Annotated in this window: 13 protein-coding genes, 17 tRNA genes, 1 rRNA gene and 1 pseudogene; 25 read left to right on the forward strand and 7 right to left on the reverse strand. The window is 45.1% G+C overall.

Going from position 1 to position 19,868, the window contains the following annotated elements:
• The 18 genes from KJS69_RS00005 to KJS69_RS00090 form a co-directional block, all read left to right on the forward strand.
• Positions 1–225 (forward strand): 23S ribosomal RNA (locus KJS69_RS00005); the annotation flags it as partial.
• 178 nt (positions 226–403) lie between these two features.
• Positions 404–479: transfer RNA gene (locus tag KJS69_RS00010), tRNA-Asn, on the forward strand.
• 3 nt (positions 480–482) lie between these two features.
• Positions 483–574 (forward strand) — tRNA-Ser (locus KJS69_RS00015).
• Between the two features lie 10 nt (positions 575–584).
• Positions 585–656 (forward strand) — tRNA-Glu (locus tag KJS69_RS00020).
• A gap of 9 nt (positions 657–665) precedes the next feature.
• Positions 666–741: transfer RNA gene (locus KJS69_RS00025), tRNA-Val, on the forward strand.
• A 12-nt stretch (positions 742–753) separates the two neighbouring features.
• Positions 754–827 (forward strand) — tRNA-Met (locus KJS69_RS00030).
• Between the two features lie 56 nt (positions 828–883).
• Positions 884–960 (forward strand) — tRNA-Asp (locus tag KJS69_RS00035).
• Between the two features lie 22 nt (positions 961–982).
• A tRNA-Phe gene (locus tag KJS69_RS00040) sits at positions 983–1,058 on the forward strand.
• 18 nt (positions 1,059–1,076) lie between these two features.
• A tRNA-Thr gene (locus KJS69_RS00045) sits at positions 1,077–1,152 on the forward strand.
• Between the two features lie 12 nt (positions 1,153–1,164).
• Positions 1,165–1,250 (forward strand) — tRNA-Tyr (locus tag KJS69_RS00050).
• A gap of 3 nt (positions 1,251–1,253) precedes the next feature.
• Positions 1,254–1,327, forward strand: a tRNA-Trp gene (locus KJS69_RS00055).
• A 16-nt stretch (positions 1,328–1,343) separates the two neighbouring features.
• Positions 1,344–1,419: transfer RNA gene (locus tag KJS69_RS00060), tRNA-His, on the forward strand.
• Positions 1,420–1,434: 15 nt separating this feature from the next.
• A tRNA-Gln gene (locus KJS69_RS00065) sits at positions 1,435–1,506 on the forward strand.
• Between the two features lie 4 nt (positions 1,507–1,510).
• Positions 1,511–1,585 (forward strand) — tRNA-Gly (locus KJS69_RS00070).
• A gap of 4 nt (positions 1,586–1,589) precedes the next feature.
• Positions 1,590–1,660, forward strand: a tRNA-Cys gene (locus KJS69_RS00075).
• 7 nt (positions 1,661–1,667) lie between these two features.
• Positions 1,668–1,753 (forward strand) — tRNA-Leu (locus KJS69_RS00080).
• A 59-nt stretch (positions 1,754–1,812) separates the two neighbouring features.
• Positions 1,813–1,889, forward strand: a tRNA-Arg gene (locus KJS69_RS00085).
• 343 nt (positions 1,890–2,232) lie between these two features.
• Positions 2,233–2,318 (forward strand) — tRNA-Leu (locus KJS69_RS00090).
• 51 nt (positions 2,319–2,369) lie between these two features.
• Here KJS69_RS00090 and KJS69_RS00095 read toward each other — a convergent pair.
• The 6 genes from KJS69_RS00095 to KJS69_RS00120 all read right to left on the reverse strand — a co-directional run bounded on the left by KJS69_RS00095 (position 2,370) and on the right by KJS69_RS00120 (position 8,035).
• Positions 2,370–3,524, reverse strand: coding sequence for a tyrosine-type recombinase/integrase (locus KJS69_RS00095; protein ID WP_213581039.1), 1,155 nt, complete (start codon positions 3,522–3,524; stop codon positions 2,370–2,372).
• 76 nt (positions 3,525–3,600) lie between these two features.
• Positions 3,601–3,870 carry a helix-turn-helix domain-containing protein gene (locus KJS69_RS29495; RefSeq protein ID WP_213581040.1) on the reverse strand — a complete coding sequence of 90 codons (270 nt, stop codon included), beginning with the start codon at positions 3,868–3,870 and terminating at the stop codon, positions 3,601–3,603.
• 578 nt (positions 3,871–4,448) lie between these two features.
• On the reverse strand, positions 4,449–4,649 hold the full coding sequence (locus KJS69_RS00105) for a helix-turn-helix domain-containing protein (RefSeq protein ID WP_163859579.1): 201 nt from the start codon (positions 4,647–4,649) through the stop codon (positions 4,449–4,451).
• A 75-nt stretch (positions 4,650–4,724) separates the two neighbouring features.
• Positions 4,725–5,108: a sigma-70 family RNA polymerase sigma factor gene (locus KJS69_RS00110; RefSeq protein ID WP_213581041.1), complete on the reverse strand. Its 384-nt coding sequence runs from the start codon at positions 5,106–5,108 to the stop codon at positions 4,725–4,727.
• Positions 5,109–6,693: 1,585 nt separating this feature from the next.
• Positions 6,694–7,464, reverse strand: coding sequence for a DUF4367 domain-containing protein (locus tag KJS69_RS00115; RefSeq protein WP_213581042.1), 771 nt, complete (start codon positions 7,462–7,464; stop codon positions 6,694–6,696).
• On the reverse strand, positions 7,454–8,035 hold the full coding sequence (locus tag KJS69_RS00120; RefSeq protein WP_249730278.1) for an RNA polymerase sigma factor: 582 nt from the start codon (positions 8,033–8,035) through the stop codon (positions 7,454–7,456). The genes KJS69_RS00115 and KJS69_RS00120 overlap by 11 nt, the downstream gene beginning before the upstream one ends.
• A 458-nt stretch (positions 8,036–8,493) precedes the next feature.
• Between KJS69_RS00120 and KJS69_RS00125 the strand changes: the two genes are divergently transcribed.
• The 3 genes and pseudogenes from KJS69_RS00125 to KJS69_RS29500 form a co-directional block, all read left to right on the forward strand.
• Positions 8,494–9,585 carry a C39 family peptidase gene (locus KJS69_RS00125; RefSeq protein ID WP_213581043.1) on the forward strand — a complete coding sequence of 364 codons (1,092 nt, stop codon included), beginning with the start codon at positions 8,494–8,496 and terminating at the stop codon, positions 9,583–9,585.
• 88 nt (positions 9,586–9,673) lie between these two features.
• Entirely contained in the window at positions 9,674–10,129 is a 456-nt protein-coding gene (locus tag KJS69_RS00130; protein ID WP_213581044.1) for a hypothetical protein, read from the forward strand.
• A 108-nt stretch (positions 10,130–10,237) separates the two neighbouring features.
• Positions 10,238–10,426, forward strand: a pseudogene (locus KJS69_RS29500) (transposase); the annotation flags it as partial.
• A gap of 221 nt (positions 10,427–10,647) precedes the next feature.
• Here KJS69_RS29500 and KJS69_RS00140 read toward each other — a convergent pair.
• Positions 10,648–10,941, reverse strand: coding sequence for a hypothetical protein (locus KJS69_RS00140; RefSeq protein ID WP_213581046.1), 294 nt, complete (start codon positions 10,939–10,941; stop codon positions 10,648–10,650).
• Positions 10,942–10,974: 33 nt separating this feature from the next.
• Here KJS69_RS00140 and KJS69_RS00145 point away from each other — a divergent pair, with 33 nt between their 5' ends.
• The 4 genes from KJS69_RS00145 to KJS69_RS00160 all read left to right on the forward strand — a co-directional run bounded on the left by KJS69_RS00145 (position 10,975) and on the right by KJS69_RS00160 (position 19,663).
• Complete coding sequence (locus KJS69_RS00145) at positions 10,975–11,172, forward strand: hypothetical protein (RefSeq protein ID WP_213581047.1); 198 nt, start codon at positions 10,975–10,977, stop codon at positions 11,170–11,172.
• Positions 11,169–12,041: a transposase gene (locus KJS69_RS00150; RefSeq protein ID WP_213581048.1), complete on the forward strand. Its 873-nt coding sequence runs from the start codon at positions 11,169–11,171 to the stop codon at positions 12,039–12,041. The genes KJS69_RS00145 and KJS69_RS00150 overlap by 4 nt, the downstream gene beginning before the upstream one ends.
• Positions 12,042–12,212: 171 nt before the next feature.
• On the forward strand, positions 12,213–14,774 hold the full coding sequence (locus tag KJS69_RS00155) for a winged helix-turn-helix domain-containing protein (RefSeq protein ID WP_213581049.1): 2,562 nt from the start codon (positions 12,213–12,215) through the stop codon (positions 14,772–14,774).
• A gap of 167 nt (positions 14,775–14,941) precedes the next feature.
• Positions 14,942–19,663, forward strand: coding sequence for a fibronectin type III domain-containing protein (locus KJS69_RS00160; protein ID WP_213581050.1), 4,722 nt, complete (start codon positions 14,942–14,944; stop codon positions 19,661–19,663).
• Positions 19,664–19,868 lie beyond the last annotated feature (205 nt).

Below are 19,868 nucleotides of genomic sequence, written 5' to 3' on the forward strand. Positions count from 1 at the left end.
CGGGATGGACGTACCGCTGGTGTACCAGTTGTCTCGCCAGAGGCATCGCTGGGTAGCCAAGTACGGCAGGGATAAGCGCTGAAAGCATCTAAGCGTGAAGCCCCCCTCAAGATGAGATTTCCCAATTAGTAAGACCCCTTGTAGACGACGAGGTAGATAGGTTCGGGGTGGAAGTGCAGCAATGCATGGAGCTGACGAATACTAATCGGTCGAGGGCTTAACCAAATCAATCCCCACAAAGTGACGATAAGCTTCGAAGCAGAGTCCGAGTACTTTGCGGGGACCCCGATAACACAACTATCTAATGGATGATGCAGCAGCATTCGCTTCTAGTTTTCAGGGAATAATGAACCTGTTTTCAAATAAAACTAAATATGTTATACTGTAATGTGTTGTCCCATATTCCCTGATAGCTCAGTTGGTAGAGCACTCGGCTGTTAACCGAGTTGTCACAGGTTCGAGTCCTGTTCGGGGAGCCATCTGGAGAGGTGTCCGAGTTGGTCGAAGGAGCACGATTGGAAATCGTGTAGGCGTCAAAAGCGTCTCGAGGGTTCGAATCCCTCTCTCTCCGCCATAATACATATGGCCCGTTGGTCAAGCGGTTAAGACACCGCCCTTTCACGGCGGTAACACGGGTTCGAATCCCGTACGGGTCATGTCATCAGGGACGCTTAGCTCAGCTGGGAGAGCATCTGCCTTACAAGCAGAGGGTCGGCGGTTCGATCCCGTCAGCGTCCACCACATTACTATTGCCGCGGGGTGGAGCAGCCCGGTAGCTCGTCGGGCTCATAACCCGAAGGTCGCAGGTTCAAATCCTGCCCCCGCAATAATATCCCTGGAGTTCATATGTCGATCTCTTGGGATCCCCTTCTTGGGGAATCATGGAGCTGTGGTGTAGAGGCCTAACATGCCTGCCTGTCACGCAGGAGACCGCGGGTTCGAATCCCGTCAGCTCCGCCATTTTTCTTTTACAATTGAATAAGGCTCGGTAGCTCAGTCGGTAGAGCAGAGGACTGAAAATCCTCGTGTCGGCGGTTCGATTCCGTCCCGAGCCACCATTAGTGAAGTTGTAATGTGCCGCTGTAGCTCAATTGGTAGAGCAACTGACTTGTAATCAGTAGGTTGGGGGTTCAAGTCCTCTCGGCGGCACCAGCTTTTCTTTCTGGAGGATTAGCGAAGTGGCCAAACGCAGCAGACTGTAAATCTGTTCTCTTACGAGTTCGGTGGTTCGAATCCATCATCCTCCACCATTCAGGGGCATAGTTTAAAGGTAGAACAAAGGTCTCCAAAACCTTTGGTGTGGGTTCGATTCCTGCTGCCCCTGCCAGTAAGCTTATCATGCGGCGGTCGTGGCGAAGTGGTTAACGCACCGGATTGTGGCTCCGGGATCCGCGGGTTCGATTCCCGTCGATCGCCCCATACATTAAATTATATTGGGGATTAGCCAAGCGGTAAGGCAACGGACTTTGACTCCGTCATGCCCAGGTTCGAATCCTGGATCCCCAGTTATGCGGAAGTGGCTCAGCGGTAGAGCATCGCCTTGCCAAGGCGAGGGTCGCGGGTTCGATCCCCGTCTTCCGCTCCATTAAGGCGCCATAGCCAAGTGGTAAGGCAGAGCTCTGCAAAAGCTTTACCCCCAGTTCGAATCTGGGTGGCGCCTTCAGCTTGCCGGAGTGGCGGAATCGGCAGACGCACAGGACTTAAAATCCTGCGGTAGGTTACTACCGTACCAGTTCAAGTCTGGTCTTCGGCATTGTTACCGCAAGTTTGGAAATAGAAGGTCTGACTTACTAGTATCATCAACATTTGTATGTGCCCTTAGCTCAGCTGGATAGAGCGTTTGACTACGAATCAAAAGGTCAGGAGTTCGAATCTCTTAGGGCACGCCATAATAATTTGCCGGTGTGGCGGAATGGCAGACGCGTTCGACTCAAAATCGTGAGCGTAAGTCAAAGAGTTATCCGCTAAAGCCTTGGTATTACTGGATTCTTCAAAAGATGTTTCAAAAGTTCTCTCCTGCAATTCTCTCCTTTGTCCAGAGGAGCGATGGAGACATTAAAATGTGCCGGTGTGGCGGAATGGCAGACGCGAACGACTCAAAATCGCTTTCGTCAGTCAAGGATATTACCGCTAAAGCCTTGGTATTACTGTATCTCTCTGAAGTTATGTTTTTCAAGTTCTCTCCTGTAGTTCTCTCCTTTATCAGGAGGAGCATCGGAGGCTTAATAATATGCCGGTGTGGCGGAATGGCAGACGCTCCTGACTCAAAATCAGGTTCCCGCAAGGGAGTGGAGGTTCGAGTCCTCTCACCGGTACCATATTACTACGTTGTTGTTCTTTGGGATAAGCCCTAAAGGACTTTTTTGTTTTTAAAGCTGTAAGCATTCGCTCATTGCATGAGCGGAAGTAATTTTCGTACTGACATCCAGATGAGCATAAATGTTAGCGGTTGTTGAGAAATCACTATGGCCAAGCCAGTCTTGAATTTCTTTCATGCTCACTCCGTTAGCGAGAAGAAGACTAGCGCAACTATGTCGCAGATCATGATAACGAATCCGCCGCAACTTATGTCTTTCGAGAACAAGCGGAAAATGCTGTGTGATATATCCCGGCTTGATTCGATGCCCCAACTTGTCCAGATAAATATAATCAAGATAGTCGGTACAGTAAGAATTTTTATACTGGTACCTATCTCGTTCTTGTTGTTCCTTTATTTGCAGTAACAATTCTTCGAATGCGACAACCAGCGGCAAGGAACGATGGCTCGATTTGTTTTTGGTGCGATCTTTCTCCACGGTAATATATTTTCCTTCAACGGATACTTCAATCACCGTATGCTGGATGGTGATAGTTTTATTTTTGAAATCAATCGCATCCCACTTTAACCCAACCACTTCGCTTCGACGCAGCCCGTAGAATGCAGCGAGCAATACCGCTAATTCAATTGGAGCGCCTTTAACTGCTTCAAACAGCTTGTTCATTTCTTCTTTGTCATAAAAACTGCCGACGAATTTATTTTTTTTCGGGCGTTCCACTTTGTCAGCGGGATTCGACGGAATAAGATCGGTTTTGAACGCGTATTGAAGTGCTTTACGAATGTTAGCGTGGTAATGAATCACTGTATTCGCTGTAACGCCGCGTACTTCTAACTCATATCGATAAAACTCCTGGATGTGCTTTGGTTGCAGTTCTTTAAGCAAAATTCCTGTTTCTTTGAAGTAGGGCGCGATCCTGCCTTTTACAGCATGTGAATAGGAAGCATAAGTAGTGATTTCAATCTGGTGCTTCATCATTTCCAGCCATTGAAGCATGAAGTCTGAAAACAACAGGTTTTCTTTATCTGCTTGCTGAGGGGATTCAAAATTTTTACGAGCTTCAACAAGCAATGCTTCGGCTTTTTTCTTATTACCTTTCACGGGCAATCCGGTGGAGATCCACTTATTTTTCCTTTTACCGAGCTCATCCTTATAATTTAAAACAATGTAGAAATAACCTTTCTTCTCCTGTAGGTGGCCTGCTACCAATCCATGTCCCTCCTTGATATAGCAGCCCTATCTCCTACCATTGACGGTCCTAGTGTAACATAGTACAATAAGAAATTCAATGCACTAAAGCGTTACAGTGTGAAGTAGAATAATGTTGAGTCATATGTTGGAGATAGAGGAGAATGTTAATCTTCGGTATTTTATAAGCTCTGCCAATTTTGAAATGTTCAATTTTATTGGCTCTCAACAGTTTATAGGCAGTTTTGGTGCTGATGCCGCCCAACATTTCGCACATTTGAACAACATTGACTACATCCGGATAATTTTGAAACAGCAAGTCATATGTTTCTTTTTGACTCAATGTATCGAATGAATTGTACAACATCGCAATCTCCTCTCTACAAAGTTATGTATAAATCATCGTTAGGCGGTGAACATAAAGAGATCTGATCAAATTGTGTTTTCCTGAAAATAAGCACATTTCAAGCTGCCATTGGTAATGCGGCATCATAGCTCCGGTTTTTCACAGAGACTCCCCCTCGTCCGAGCGGGCTGCCCCCAATGCAGTGACGCTGGCCGGGCAGAAGTATCATTATCCCTCTTGCACATCATGGCGATTCAACCCACCACAGGTTGATTTGGAGCCAGAAGGTATCGCTCTTGCCAGTAAGAACTAGCAGTCTTCGCGCTTCCGTCCAGTCGCTTTCCGTTTTTTAACGGATGCAAAAGAAAAGTACTTGAAGTATGCATATGGTATTGTCAATGATCAAGTGGGTATTGGAGACCAAAGTTTTTTGCATCTCCTACAAAATAAATAGGAGGATTCACTTAGAAAGGCAACCTTAGCAATAAATATTTTTATAAAGTTGCGAGGAAAGTTTGTATTTGCGGGGCATCAGGATAAAACGCTAATCAAGAAAAGCCGAGCGATAGAACATAAACGTTCTAAAGCTCGGCCGTTCTCTAATCCTTGTAACGATCAAGATCAAAACGGCGAACCGCCAAAATAAATTCAATGATAAGTTGTTGCTTGCAGTCTTCATTGATCACACCATAATAGCGAGAGTATTTGTTAATCAGAGGCTCATAGCGCTCGATAAGCTCAGCTTCTGCTTGTTGATCGCCCTGCTGGGCCAACTGAATCAGTTCCATGATTTCACGCATTCCATGCTCCTCCTTTTTTAGTAAGTCTTAATCTCGAGATGCTTAGGAGGAGCGCGACATCTTATGTGTTCTTGCTTAACAATCCATAAGACTTTTAAGCTTGATTAACAAATTGATTTTCGATTTTGTTACAGCCTGTCTGGTTACTCCAAACATACGGGCAATTTCCTTGTCGGTTCTTTCACAATAAAATTTCAAGTATAGCATTTGTCTCTCGGAAGGACTTAAAATTTGCATGGCCTGTTCCAGACTGATTCGCTTTTCGACATAAATGAAAGGGCATACAACAATACTGTAAGTAAGAGAGAGCTCTGGAACATGTTCTTCATAGGGTACCAGTCGTTGGTATTCCCTTTTTAGTCTTCTGAAATAATCACGACTGGCTCGACTAAGGCATGAATTAACATAACTGCTAAAACCTTTTTCAATTGCGATAATCGTGCTTTGCTTTTTTTCCATAATGTTACACCTCCTCATTAAGTAAATGGGAGGTTGTCCACTCAAAAGCAACCTCCTGCCAAAATTAATTAAAATTTTTAATAGTAGGAATTTCGGATGATAACGTTCCCGTTTTTATTTTTTGAACTATTAGTCACAAAAAAGTCAAAAATAGTGCCCTACATTTATGACTGCGTCAAGCATTGATTCACTACGTCGTTGTTAGGCGTCTAGCGTATTACCTTTGTCTTGGATAGTGACTTGGGGGCCTCAAGGCAACAGTAGTGGATGGCCTTGCATTGGCGGACATCTCCAAAAACCGCCCCAAATTAGATTTCATCTTTACAAATAACAAGGCTCCCGTACAAAAAGGCCGGGAGCCTAAGGAAGTGGTTTTATCGATGAACAGATTGTAAAGCAGTTTTGCGGTGCTTCAACTCTTCTTTCTTCAAATCATTACAAATTTCGTTATACACAATTTGAAAAGAACCATCCGATATAATTCTACGAACAAGAAATTTCGTACCATAAATCACGAAAGAAACCATGTGTTGATCCATGAACGATTTGAGTTGTTCTGATTTTGTCGAAGAGTTTCATAGGGTTTGCCCTAATTCAGAAAGTCGCTCCATGATACATATTCCATGTTAGGCAACACTGTCGTTGGATACGTTTGCTTTTTAGCCCATAAATGCCTGAAAATGCTTCAAACTTGTTCTACATGGTAAGCCCTTCGCTGCTCGCGATAATGTTGCATTTTCATATGCCACTTTCATCCAGCACTTTGATTTTCGTGATGTTTTTACCACGTAACAACGGTCTATGAACAAATGTCCTTGGAAAACACGGTAAATGCCTAAGGTTGAAAAAAGATTCATAATGGGATCACTAAGATAGATGGATTTTGGTAAATCAAACCTATTATTACAATGTGAAGTGTCCATAGAGTATATTAATGCAATGGATCTAGGCAGTGCTGTAGGGAGGCAATAGAAGGCAGGAAAATTCTTATGATTTTAAATCGAAAAAAAACGTTAGGTTTAATATAATATTTTCGTCATGATTTATAAGAATACAAGGAAAGGTGTGTATTTTGTGCAATCAAGGGTAAAAGTTTTAATTTCTGCAGTACTGGTTTTCAGTTTAATGTTTTCTGGACAGGTCTTTGCTTCCTCAAGCAACGAAGCGAAGCGAAGACGGAGCCGCCGCCGCCGCTTGAAGTTACTCCTTTTACTATTTTTGACCCGGACTTTAAATACTTAGACGACGGCGCGGGATATATATCATACATTGGTGATGAAAAAGTCAACATTTGGGGCCAAACTTTTGGAACAAGGAAGGTTGATACGATAGGCGTTCAATTAACCTTGCAACGATGGACCGGAAATGATTGGCTTGATGTGAATACCGGACCTAATAGTACTTATAGCGACGCTTCCTATGCTTACTATACCGATGATATTCCCGTAATAGAAGGGTGCTACTACCGTGTAAAGTCTAAGCACTGGATTAAATATGGGAATGTAAAAGAGGAAGGCTTCCGATATTCGAATAGTATTTTAATTAAGTGAAGAAAAGCGAACGGTCCCGAGTGCCGTTCGCTTTTCTAATGCAGTGATTTGGCTAGATTAATTATATCTGATTCTGGTAGCTTACCCGATATCCGTACCATGATCCGATCCTCGGTTAGCCACTCCAAATTTGCATTTCCTTCGATCGGTATTAACAAGATTGCTTTATTTCCGTTAATAACTATGTCCTTATACTCACCCGCATCAAGTGGCATCTCTACCTTTAATCCAGACGTTTTACCATCAATTTCATGTTGAATAATATTCAAGATTTCCCCGTTATCATTGGTATATTCGAACTGAGCATGATTCCAGGTTCCTTCTGCTGAACCGAAAATCCGAATCGAAGTCAGCTCAAAGCTTTCGGGAATCGTAGACGGAAGTAAAAGATGGAAGGAAACCTTTGACTGGGCCTCCTCCAACGTAACTTCATCCATTCGAGTGCCGCTAACAATATTTTTATCTTTATGATCATCCATGTCATTTGTTTTTGACTCGAATGGGTTCGGTTCAGGTTCTTCATGAAAGAATTCGATCACTTGATTCTGTATTCGTTTAAGTAATGAAGAAATCTGGGAGTATGCAGTTGGAGTTGTAATACTAATTATAATGCTACCCAAAAAAGAGCAGACCACGATCGCGCCACTAATTTTCCATCTGCGTTTCCATTGCTTTCGACGTTTTCCTTTATTCAAACGAGCTTGGACCTTCAGCCAGGACGGTGTGCTATCAGGGATTTCGATATTGTCATGGATGCGTTGCATCGCCTTTTTCAGTTCTTTATTCTGACTGAACTCATTTTCCATTAAAATCAACCCATTTTCTTTGAAATTGATGAAGTAATTTTTTGCGCGCACGCATCAGTTTTTGGCTTACTGCCTGCTCCGGAAGACCAAGTTCAGCTGCTATTTCTTTATAAGACTTTTCCTCAATATAAAATAGCGTAATGAGTATCCGATAATCCGGCTTCAACTCTGTGATCGCTTGATGAAGTAATTCATCTCTAATCTTGTCTTCTACTTCATTGGCAACGCTAATCTGTTGCATACCAAGTGTTATATCGTTCTCAACATTAATGACAGCATCTAAGTCCACTGTATAACGCTCTTTTTTTGTTTTTTTCAGAAAGTCATAGGTCAAGTTTCGGGCAACTTGTCTCATCCAGGCGGACATATTCGAAACCTTATGATTTCCGACAATAGTAATGGTTTTGAAAAATGCTTCTTGAATCATATCTTCTGTAAGAGCATGATCACCCAGAAGATAAAAAATATCTTTGTATACCATGCTGTAGAAAGAACGATAGACCACTTCTTGCAACTCTGGAGCCAAAGTATCAAAGTCTTGATAGAGTAAAAATGACCACTCCCTCATCATAGCAACAATCCTCTTTATATTTTTATCTTCTATTTTGTGAATTATTGTCAACATCAATTGTAAAGAGTTGGAATTGAGATGTAAAGACCGCGGGTTTTAACGGAACCCACTACACGAGCAATGAATCCTGGCATTTTGGCCCACTGGTTCCGTCCTATACGGGGGGGGGGAGCGCATAAATTCTATTTGCTTTGGAGAGGAAGAGCCAGAAAAGTTGTATAAAAATTATCGTTAGATTGTGGCTGTTTAAGCCGTCATATAAATAGACTGAAAGATTAGACATTCAAGTGGAACGGGCTCCTGAAACCCTTCTTCATGAATGTTGCTTACATAAGGGAAAGAGGGGCACGAATTCAAAGAAGAAAGGAGTTGATTACTCTATGAAAGGTAAGGTGCTATAAGCTGATTTTATTGTTACAATTGCCACTATGTAAAAAATTATAAGGAGGAACGTTATTATGAGAAGAATTTGCTTGTCATTACTTTTAGCGGTGATTCTTGCTCTTATGCCGGCATCAGTTTTTGCAAATGGAAAGTCGGACTCAGCAACTCAAGCAAGTCAATACGATAAAGCCGGGTATGTGGCTGCCCACTACGTTGGCATTGTAGAAGCCAACACGGATGATTGGCATGATTCCAAGGTGAACTTTGAATTTCCCCTTTTTGATTTTGACGGTAACGTTACTGCTTACTTATTCTCGGTTACAGTTGGAGGTACAGATAGCGGCTATTTGATCGTTAGTGCGGAAAATGATCCTGTTGTTTTAGAATCAGCAAGAGAAGGGAGCCATCCGTATTTTAAGTTTTTAAACGAAGGTCAACCAATTTACGTTGGCGCAACCATGTATTATATTAAGCGAAATACGTCGGAATTTATTGACATTCGACAAGGTAAAATAATAACGAGCAGCGATTTCAAAAGCAAAGGAACGTTGCAAGGTAAATCTTTCAATGAAAATATGGATCTAAGTAAGCATTCAGATCTAGAATTTTCACCGTTATCTATAGAACCTCAAACAATTATTAGTTATTCGAAAAAAATAATTTCTGGCGTTCCAGATTTCAGCTGGCACCTTGGTTGCAGCCCGACTTCCTTCTCAAACATTGTAAAATATTGGGCCAATAACGGGTATCCTAACTTGGTTCAGCGCGGTACTACGACAAATGAATTAATCGAAGAAATGGCGGATTTTATGAATACTAATCGTGATGGTACGACTGGTTGGGATGATAGAGTGACAGGAATGGTGAATTACTGGAGTGATAAAAACTATAAAGTAAGTGTATCAAGGGTTAGCGCAAGCTTTAGTACACATAAAACAGAAATGAATAATGATAGACCGGATATTATCAATGTTGTAGATGACGCAACATATGGTAATCATGATATGACAGGTGTTGGTTACGAAGAATATCAAGATACAGAGCAAAATCTTAAATGGTTTAGATGGGTGATTGTACATGATACATGGGACAATACTCCTAAAGACGTTTACATTTACCTGCCACAGCTTTCTTGGAATGAAACTGTTAAGGTCGTACCCAAATAAAAAGTGGAGTAGCCGAAAGGCTACTTCCTTTATTTTGATATGGAACCATTTGGTGAAAAGTATCGTCTAAAGGTTAGGGGGAGAAGGAATGTTTAAAATTATGCCTATTTATATTATGTTGTTTGTACTATTCACTTCAATTACTGCCGCTTGTGACAGTACAAAAAATGATGAGGGAGAAGAGTATATTGTGTCTTTAATCGACGTGATAAAAAGTGATCTTTTAAATGTGAATGGGATCGATGTACAGTTTGCTGATGGTAACAAGATGTCAATTACTGATTCCAAAACAATTCAAGATATTATCTTACGGATAAAGAGTATTAGGTTGCGAGAAACAAAGAGCAAAGGCGTCGGATACTTGTATTTTTTAGATTTGAAAGAAGGGGACAAAACATATCGATTCGATAGCAGTTTAACGTTTGACGGAAAGACCTACGAAGCGATTGATGATAGTGTAAAGGAATTGAATGACTTTATTATAAAAATAGGAAAGGATAAAATACCAGGCCTTCTTCCGGGAGTGGAAGACTCACAGGGATAACAGCCAACGAGTAAAAGATATTAATTTACCTGACAATTACTATTATAGGATGTCACTGCTAAGATAGGATATAAGAGATCGTTTGCAAGGGGAACTGTCCGCCTGACTATTCGTGAATTATGTGAACGATAAGAAGTAGAGATAGTGGAGGCAGAAGCTTGTGTAGATCATATACACATGCTGGTAAGCATCCCACCGGAAGCTGAGTGTTTCGGAATTTATGGTTACTTAAAGGGAAAAAGTTCACAATGATCTTCGATAAGTCACAAATTTTTGAAGTGCCGATATGGAAATTGCTAGTTCTGGTGTAGGGGATACTATTCCATGTTAGGCAACATTGTCATTGGATACGTTTGCTTTTTGGCCCATAAGTGCCTGAAAATGCTTCGCTTGTTCTACATGGTAAGCCCTTTGCTGCCCGCGATAATATTGCATTTTCATATGCCACTCATACATCTGCCGAATCAACATGATTGGGGGTGTAAGTTGGCATAGCGTAATAGGTATACGTATTCATGTCATTCCTCCAATACTTTGATTTTCGTGATGTTTTCACCACGTAACCATGACTTACCCAGTTGCAGTAAGTTTTTGGTTTTTACATTTTTGTCAAAAAACTCGCTTTTCTCTTTGTTGTTGGTCTGCTCGCTCGGTGCTCTTCCTGTCTGCAAACCGTCGAGTTTTATGCGAAAGATCGCCTTCTGCAAGCCATGTTTCACGGGAAAGCCATTACGCAATCCGTCTTCAGTCGATTTATGGTATCTCCTTTCCAACGGGATCTTTTTAACGATAAACGGGTGGGAAAGTTCCAAGAAGACCCTGCAACTCGACTGGAGGAAGGAGATGTGATTGCCATAGACGATACCTTGGTTTCACACGACCATGCGAAAAAAATGCCTTTTCTGTATCGCTTGTTCGATCATTGCAGCAAAACGTACGCCTATGCCATGAATCTCGTTGTTATTCATGCTGTGAAAGCTTCAGGACTACAATATCCGTTGTTCTATGCCATTTGGAATCAACATCATGGTGATGCTCTTTGACTAAGTTGGATTTGGCTCTGCTTATGTTACAGCAACTGAAACGCTATGTATCCGAAACGGTACGATTATGGGTGGCACTGGATAGCTGGTATTTTGCGAAAGAATTTTATCTCGCTATTGAAAAACTTGAATTTGACTGGGTAACGAGAGCCAAATCGAATACGACCTTGTACCGCAAAGTAACGATCCGAGGAAAAGAGCGTTTCATTCAGATTCTGCCTTCTGCCTTGTACAAAGAGGCAAGACCGTTCTCTGCCTTTTGGAAGAAAAAAGGACCGGTTTGCATGCGTTTTACCGATATTTATCTCCAGATCGACGAAATTCATAGAGGAAAAGGCTACCGAAAAGAACCCGTTTTAAAGCCTGTGAATGCTATTGTTACCGCTTATCTGGAAGAAGATGAAGAGAATGGTGAGACAAAAAAAGTGTTTGCCTTGTTGCTCAGTAATCAGGTGACCGCAAAGGCAACGGAAATTGTCCATGTTTACAAGAAAAGATGGGCGATTGAGATCTTTTTTCGCAATGCGAAACAGGAACTAGGGTTGGCACAATGCCATTCAACGAATGAAAATCATGTCCATGCTCATCTCAGTCTATTATTCATCGCTGAATTGTTGGTTCGTTTTGCTCAATGGGAGTACAATGAAAAAACGGGTAAGAAAGAAGAAGTCACCCACGGCCAAGTAGTTGATCTTCTTTTTCATACCCGTTGTGAAGTCCGTGCCAAGCACGTAGACTCAATCCAAGTCTATTTTGACACGGCAACCCAACGGTTTACAAGCTTTTTTGAAAAATATTGGCCCAGTCATTACTCAATGGCTTGGTTTTCTATGCAACAAAATTGGTATTCATCTCCATTAAGTGGGTAAGTCCTGCACGTAACAACAGTCTACGAACAAATGCTCCTGGAAAACACGGCCATTTACCAAATAATTAAGAAAGACATGCTCCGATAGGCCGCCTAAATGAAAGATTTTTGATAAAATGGTAGAGAAACTGTTCGTTCCTTAATGATTATTACCAAAGGGAGGGGTTAAACCGTGATTATAGCCACGAAACTTCATATTCCCCGATCGCGAAGCGTGCTTGTTGCGCGTTCCCGCCTCACCCGTCGTTTGCATGAAGGGTTGGATCGCACACTTACCTTGATCACAGCGCCAGCGGGGTATGGCAAAACCACATTGCTCGGCGAATGGGTGATGACGCTGGAAAATCCCGTTGCCTGGGTCTCGCATGATCAAGGGGATAATGTCCGCATGCGCTTTTGGGCACATACAATTGCGGCGCTAAAACAAGCATATCCGTCTTTTGACGAAAAGGACGTGCTTCGTCATGCCGCAGAAGATCCATCGGGTGTCTCACTGATTGCTGCGCTCGTCAACGGGCTTCATCGTATATCGCAAACGACAGTGCTCGTATGGGATGACTTTCACCATATCGAAGAAGCGTCAATCTTGAAGGGCGTCAATTATCTGCTGGAACGCTTGCCGTCACATGTCCATCTCTATCTTGCAGGCCGAAATGCTCCATCGCTTCCCCTTTCCAGACTACGAGCAGAAAATAGGCTGAACCGGTTGGATGCAAGCGATCTCCGTTTTGCTTCGGACGAAACAACTGAATTTTTTGCGAATTGCGGCGGTATGGAATTATCCATCGAAGACGTGGCTGCCGTACAAAAAAAGACGGAGGGATGGGCAGCGGCGATGCGACTGGCGGTCTTGTCGTTGCACGAACATGCCGATCCCGCATCACTAATCCGGAAGATGGCGGGAACGGAACGGGACATATCAGAATATTTCTTCGATGAAGTGTTTTCCCGTCAATCCGAAACGATGCAGCAATTTCTGCTTCAAACTTCGATATTAGAGCGGATGACAGGGGAACTTTGTCAGGCGGTAACCTACATAGACGAGAGCGATACCTATCTGCAACAGTTAGACAAGGAGAGCCTGTTTCTTATGGCTCTGGACGACCGGCGGGAGTGGTACAGGTACCATCATTTATTCCGACAATTTTTGACGGCGCAACTGAAAATGCGCGAGCCGCGGCAATGGAAATTACTTCACATGGCAGCAGGAAAATGGTTGGAAGAGAACGGTTATCCGCATGAAGCGGTAGATCATTACCTAGCGGCTGCCGGTTACGAACATGCGCTTTCATTAATAGAGACGATTGCGCAGGAACTGATGTCCAATGAATGGACGACGCTTTGCACGTGGTTAAACGCAATTCCCGACACGCTGTTATTTGCCAGGCCGATGATGCTGTTGACAAAACTCGCTTCCCAGTACATGTCCGGGCATGTCGAAGCGGCCACAGACGGGTATTGGCGAGCGATTCGCAGGCTGGAAGAGGACACAGATCCCCTTCCTCCTGTTGTAGCCGAAACTTTACAAGCGGGACTTGTTTTTCTAGCTGCATTCCGCACATTTATGGATCGGGATTATGAATATGCCGTACAATTTTCACAGGAATATGTAGAGAAACATCCGGAAGGCGATTTCTTCATTGGGTTCGGAAGCGATGGGGATGGCTATCATCCGGTGTGGGACATCTACGTGTCGGATGACAGCCTTCGACTGGCGGAACAGGTGTTGACGCCCTTGCAGTCGATTTGGTCTGAGACCCGAAATGTGCTTTTTGTTGCTCATTTATATATCGATTTTGGAAAAATGCAGTACGAACGAAATCGCTTGGTCGAAGCGGAAAAGGTTGTGCGTCAAGCCTATCATATTGGAAAATCGCATAATAATAAAAGCCTGGCGACCATCGCGGCGCTGTGGCTTGCCCGCATTGCCGCCGTACAGGGAGATGAGGAGACGTCAAATCAAATATTGCAAGAGTTAGCCCAACAAACGTCCAAGATGGCGAATCCGCATTTGTCCGGGAAAATCGCCTCGTTTCGAGCCATGCTGGGCTGGATGCAAGGAGAAGAGAAACCAGTGAGACAATGGCTGAGAAAGTGCGGCTTGCGATTCCGTGATGAAATTCCGGTGTCCATGATCAAGGAATATGATTTACTGGCTGCTATATTGGCAGAACAGGGGAAAATCGAGGAAGCCGCTGCTTTAACGGAGCGTCTCCTCTTCGTTGCAAAAGAAGCAGGACGGCAAAGCGATCGCATCCGTCTGCTCGTTCATAAGAGCAGGATCCTATCCTTACAGGGAAAGATTGCAGATTGTATGGACGTATTGGAAGAGGCGCTTGCATTGGCGTGGCCGGAAGGATACATCCGAACCTTTGTTGACGAAGGAGCAGCTTTTGGGCAATTGTTGGATCAATATATCCGATTGCGCCAAAATCAACATCGTCGTCCCAGTCACAAGGTGCCTTTATCATACGTGAAACGATTGCTAAGATTGTTCCCGTCAGCCGACAGGGAAGCCAGCATTTCCCATGAAAGAACGGCGGCTGCTCTAACAGCCAAAGAACAAACTGTGCTTCGATTGATGGAAACGGGGATGTCCAATAAAGATATAGCGCTCAAACTGAACGTTTCCCTTGCAACTGTAAAAACACATATTAACAATATCTATGGCAAATTACAGACCAAAAATCGATTGCAAGCGTTGGAACGCGCCAGAACACTGCAGTTGTTCTGACCCGTTCCTTTTTTTGCATCAATCATCTCCACCTCCTTACTCAACCTTTTCATCTTAAAGCGACAGGTAGGGTTGATCACAACGGAGAAGGAAGTTTGTATAATGTAAAGATGAGGGTTTCGAATGAGCTACATAAAACAAGATTTCACCATAAAAGGAGTGATTCAGTGCGATTGTTTTCTAAAAAGCTGAAACAGGTTTTTATTTCCTTGTCCATCTTATCATTGATCCTGTCGGGTGTATGGCCGGGTATAGGCGCGGGGGAGGTAGACGCCGAATCAAAAGAAGGCCAATTTAAGACAAGCGCTCATTATTCACGAGTAGTCAAGAGCAGCGCGTCGAATGTTCGCTTTGCTGCCCAAGATGTCCAAAGTATGGCGTTAACAATTACCCTTAAGGGGGATGCGAAAGTCCGGGTCATTTCTGGAGAGCGGTATGTAGATGAAGGTGCTAGTGCGATAGATGGAGATGGTAACGATATTAGCGATCGCATCACGAGTAATGCAAATGAAGTAGACAGTCTTATTCCCGGCGTCTACACGATAACGTATCGGATTCTGGATGACCAGGGTAATGACGAAGTGATGCCAGTGGAAAGAATTGTCACAGTCGCACCGCCGGCGGTTACTGCACGGGGCGGTATTGATACGATTACGATTACGGAAGCTATGGCTTTGGCGGTCATCAAATTATATGATCCTTCTCTCTCAGATCAAGTGCCTTTGAAAACTGGTCAGGCAGATGAAAACGGTCGGTATCAGTTTCGTTCTTTTTTGTACCCGGGAACATACATGGTGACACAAACGGTCAATGGTGTAGAGAGTGACCGCGCCCAGGCCAAAGTGCTTAGTCCGGGTGAAGTGGACCCGGACCCAGGTCCGCCTCCGGTGGATCCAGGTCCGCCCCCGGTGGATGATCGCCCTAAAGCACGCGAGGACACTTATATCACTTTTAAAAACACGATACTGAAAGGAACTTTGACGGGATTCGATCCAAAGGGAGGAGCACTTACATTTGTTATTACAGAATATGGACAAAAAGGAATAGGAAAAATAACAAATCCTTCAACTGGAGACTTTGTTTATGTGCCTTATCCGGACGAAACGGGAACAGATTTCTTTACGTTCAAAGTGAATAACGGCAGGCAAGATTCTGGTGAAGCAAAAATAACGATTGAGATTCAGAATACGGGTGGTTGCCCGGACACGAAAATCATTTATGTAAAGCAAGGGGGCGCAGGTACGGGGTGCAGTTGGGATGATGCCCTTTCCAACCTGCAGGATGCTATTGACAAATCGGAGCCTGGTGATCAGATCTGGATCGCTAAAGGCACATACACCCCGACGGGCAACCAAATCGGTGCTGACCCGCGAACGGTTCATTTCAAGCTGAAAAACGGCGTGGCCATCTACGGCGGCTTTGCCGGGAACGAGGACCCTGAGAGATTTGATCTCGCGCAGCGTGATTTTACCGTCAACGAAACGATTTTGAGCGGGAAAATAGGGCCGGGCGATGACGATCGCGACCACGTGTACCACGTGTTCTATCACGATGGCGGGCTGGATCAAACCGCTGTTTTGGACGGAGTGACGATTACAGGGGGATGGGCGAGCAGCAGCGATCCCTTATTCCGGTATGGCGGCGGAATGTTAAATGTTTTCAGCAGTCCCACGTTGATGAACGTGACGATCAGCGGGAACACGTCCAGCATTGGTGGTGGTATAGCCAATATGAGTGACAGCAGTCCGACACTTACGAACGTGACGATTAGCGGGAATACGGCTGGCTATGGTGGTGGTATAGCCAATGTGAGCAGCAGCAGTCCGACATTTACGAACGTGACGATCACCGGGAATACGGCCGAGGGTGGTGGTGGAGGTATAGCCAATTTGAGCGGCAGCAGTCCGACATTGACGAACGTGACGATCAGCGGGAATATGGCTGACAGTGATGGTGGAGGTATAGCTAATTTGAACAGCAGTCCGACACTTACGAACGTGACGATCAGCGGGAATACGGCCGAGGGTGATGGTGGAGGTATAGCCAATTTGAGTGGCAGCAGTCCGACATTGACGAACGTGACGATCAGCGGGAATACGGCCGAGGATGAAGGTGCAGGTATAGCCAATTTGAACGGCAGCAATACAACGATTCTCAATAGCATTGTTTGGGGAAATGGTATCTCGGATGGTCAGGAAAATAATATGTATAACAGCAATTCGGCACCAATCATAGATTTCAGCTTGATTGGCCCCCCTGAATTAATTGCGCCTAATGGAATTGATCCGGACAGTGTAACGGTTGAAGCGCTGTTTATAGCTCCCAAGCTTTTCGATGAAGCGCCAACGACTGAAGGAGATTATCGCCTGAACCAAGGCTCGCCAGCGATCAATGCAGGGAACAACGGTCTGGTTCCTGACGGTATCGAGACCGATCTGGACGGAAATCCGCGCAGGGTCGGCGAACGGGTTGACCTGGGCGCCTACGAGTATCAAGGGGAAGAAGCCCCTGTTCCGAAGACGATTGAAGTGAGCGGAGCAGGCACGATCGCGATCCCCGGCAGCAGTGAACCGCCAAAAACAGAAACGTACAACGCCTTGGTGCTGGATGAGAACGACGATGCGATGCCGGAAGAGAAAGTGGAATGGAGCGTCACAGCGACGGAAGGTGTCAGCATCGATCGGAAAACGGGCGTCTTGACGGTAACGGAACAAGCGCCGACAGGGTCGATAACGGTAACGGCCACATTGGTCGGTAACCCGGCGATTTTCGGTGAAATGAACGTCACGCTGCAAGCGGGTTCAGTGGAACCGCCGGACACCGAAGCACCGCAATGGCAGGATGGTGATGAACTGACTGTTTCAGAGATCACGCAAACGAGTGTGAAACTGTCATGGCCGAGCGCAACGGATAACGTCGGCGTAATGGGCTATCGGGTCTATGTTGACGGCGATGAATATACAACCGTTAGTGCCGGCAAATTGGAAACGACCGTTCTCGATCTGGAAGCAGACAAGGAATATGCGTTCGAAGTCACAGCATATGACGAAGCAGGGAATGAGAGTGCTCCGTTGACTAAAACGGCAAAGACATTGCCGGAGTCACCCGAACCCGATACGGAAGCGCCGCAATGGCCGAAGGACAGCGAGCTGACCGTTTCGGACATCACACAGACGAGCGTGAAACTGTCGTGGCCGAGCGCAGTGGATAACGTCAGCGTAATGGGCTATCGGATCTCTGTTGACGGCGATGAATATACAACCGTCAGTGCTGGTAAATTGGAAGCGACCGTCCTTGATCTGGAAGCAGACAAGGAATATGCGTTCGAAGTCACAGCGTATGACGAAGCAGGGAACGAGAGTGCTCCGTTAACTAGAACGGCAAAGACATTGCTGGAGCCATCCGAACCCGATACGGAAGCGCCGCAATGGCCGAAGGACGGCGAGTTGACCGTTTCGGACATCACACAGACCAGCGTGAAACTGTCATGGCCGAGTGCAACGGATAACGTCAGAGTAATGGGCTATCGGGTCTATGTTGACGGCGATGAATATACAACCGTTAGTGCTGGCAAATTGGAAATGACCGTCCTCGGTCTGGAAGCAGACAAGGAATATGCGTTCGAAGTTACAGCGTATGACGAAGCAGGGAACGAGAGTGCTCCGTTAACTAGAACGGCAAAGACATTGCCGGAGCCATCCAAACCCGATACGGAAGCGCCGCAATGGCGAGATGGTGATGAACTGATTGTTTCGGACATCACCCAGACGAGCGTGAAACTGTCATGGCCGAGCGCAACGGATAACGTCGGCGTGAAGGGCTATCGGGTCTATGTTGACAACTGGATACCTCATACCGTTTCAGCAAGCGTATACGAATACACGGTTACGAGTCTCCATCCAGGTACGACGTATACGTTTAGTGTCAAAGCATTTGACGAAGCGGGTAACGAAAGCGCACCGCTCAACAAGCAAGCGACTACGACTCGATCTACAGGTGGAGGCGGTGGTTCAGGTGGCGGTCGTGGCGAACGTTCCTTGTCTAACAATGCGAATCTTGCGGATCTGCAAGTATGGGCGGAAGGCAAACAATTGAATCTAAGCCCTTCATTTGCTTCAGGAACAACAGAATATACGGCACGTACTGAAGCCGAGCAAGTAGAGCTTGTCGTAAAAGAGGCGGATTCCGCAGCCAAAGTAATTCTACACGATAAAGTCATGACTTTCAGAATCAAAGTCGATCTGAAAGAGGACGACAATAAGTTTGAAATAACGGTACAAGCGGAGAATGGCACGAAGAAAAAATATACGTTGACCATTTATCGAGATGTGCCAAAGCCAACCGAACCGGTTATTGAATTTACCGATATCGCCGGACACTGGGCGGAAAGCTACAGCAAGCGCGCCACAGCGAATGGGGTCGTCAGCGGTTATCCAGACGGCACATTTAAACCGAACAATCCGGTCACTCGCGCCGAGTTTACTGTGATGCTGGCAGGCACTTTAAAACTGGAAGGTGACGGCTCCGTGCTAACATTCACGGATCACGATCAGATCGGTGCGTGGGCGAAGCAAGCCGTTGCGCGGGCAGTACAGGCAGGCATCGTTGATGGGTACAGTGATGGCAGCTTCCGACCAAACACGCATATCACCCGGGCGGAGATGGCTACAATGATCGCTCGGGTGCTAAAACTGGAGCTTAACGCAAATGCGACAACTGGTTTTGCCGATGATGAAGCGATTCCGCAGTGGGCGAAAGGTGCGGTCGAAGCAATTCGCAAACTTGGCATCGCCGATGGCCGCGGTGGAAACCTCTTTGCAGCAAACGAAACGGCTACCCGCGCAGAAGCGACGGTAATGCTGCTAAGATTGTTGGAAGTCAGTCAATAAGTACAATACAACGCGAAGATATCCCAAGGGGTTCTTCGCGTTTTTGTACATGAAAACCCTTGACTGGGTTGCAGAAATGTTTATAGCTTGAGCAGCTATCCTTTCAACTAAGTGATATGGTAGGAACAGTTTGCTAACTGCTCAATCTTAGCAGGGAGGATAAAGGATGGACCAAGCACTTTTTTACTCATATTTTCTCCACCCC

This window comes from Paenibacillus sp. J2TS4, assembly GCF_018403245.1.
Taxonomy (GTDB): Bacteria; Bacillota; Bacilli; order Paenibacillales; family NBRC-103111; genus Paenibacillus_L.

Excerpts from the sequence above, each read along its gene's own strand:
- KJS69_RS29495 (WP_213581040.1), bottom strand. The coding sequence starts at position 3,870 with ATGTTGTACAATTCATTCGATACATTGAGTCAAAAAGAAACATATGAC.
- KJS69_RS00105 (WP_163859579.1), bottom strand. The coding sequence starts at position 4,649 with ATGCGTGAAATCATGGAACTGATTCAGTTGGCCCAGCAGGGCGATCAA.
- KJS69_RS00110 (WP_213581041.1), bottom strand. The coding sequence starts at position 5,108 with ATGGAAAAAAAGCAAAGCACGATTATCGCAATTGAAAAAGGTTTTAGC.
- KJS69_RS00115 (WP_213581042.1), bottom strand. The coding sequence starts at position 7,464 with ATGGAAAATGAGTTCAGTCAGAATAAAGAACTGAAAAAGGCGATGCAA.
- KJS69_RS00120 (WP_249730278.1), bottom strand. The coding sequence starts at position 8,035 with ATGATGAGGGAGTGGTCATTTTTACTCTATCAAGACTTTGATACTTTG.
- KJS69_RS00125 (WP_213581043.1), top strand. The coding sequence starts at position 8,494 with ATGAGAAGAATTTGCTTGTCATTACTTTTAGCGGTGATTCTTGCTCTT.
- KJS69_RS00130 (WP_213581044.1), top strand. The coding sequence starts at position 9,674 with ATGTTTAAAATTATGCCTATTTATATTATGTTGTTTGTACTATTCACT.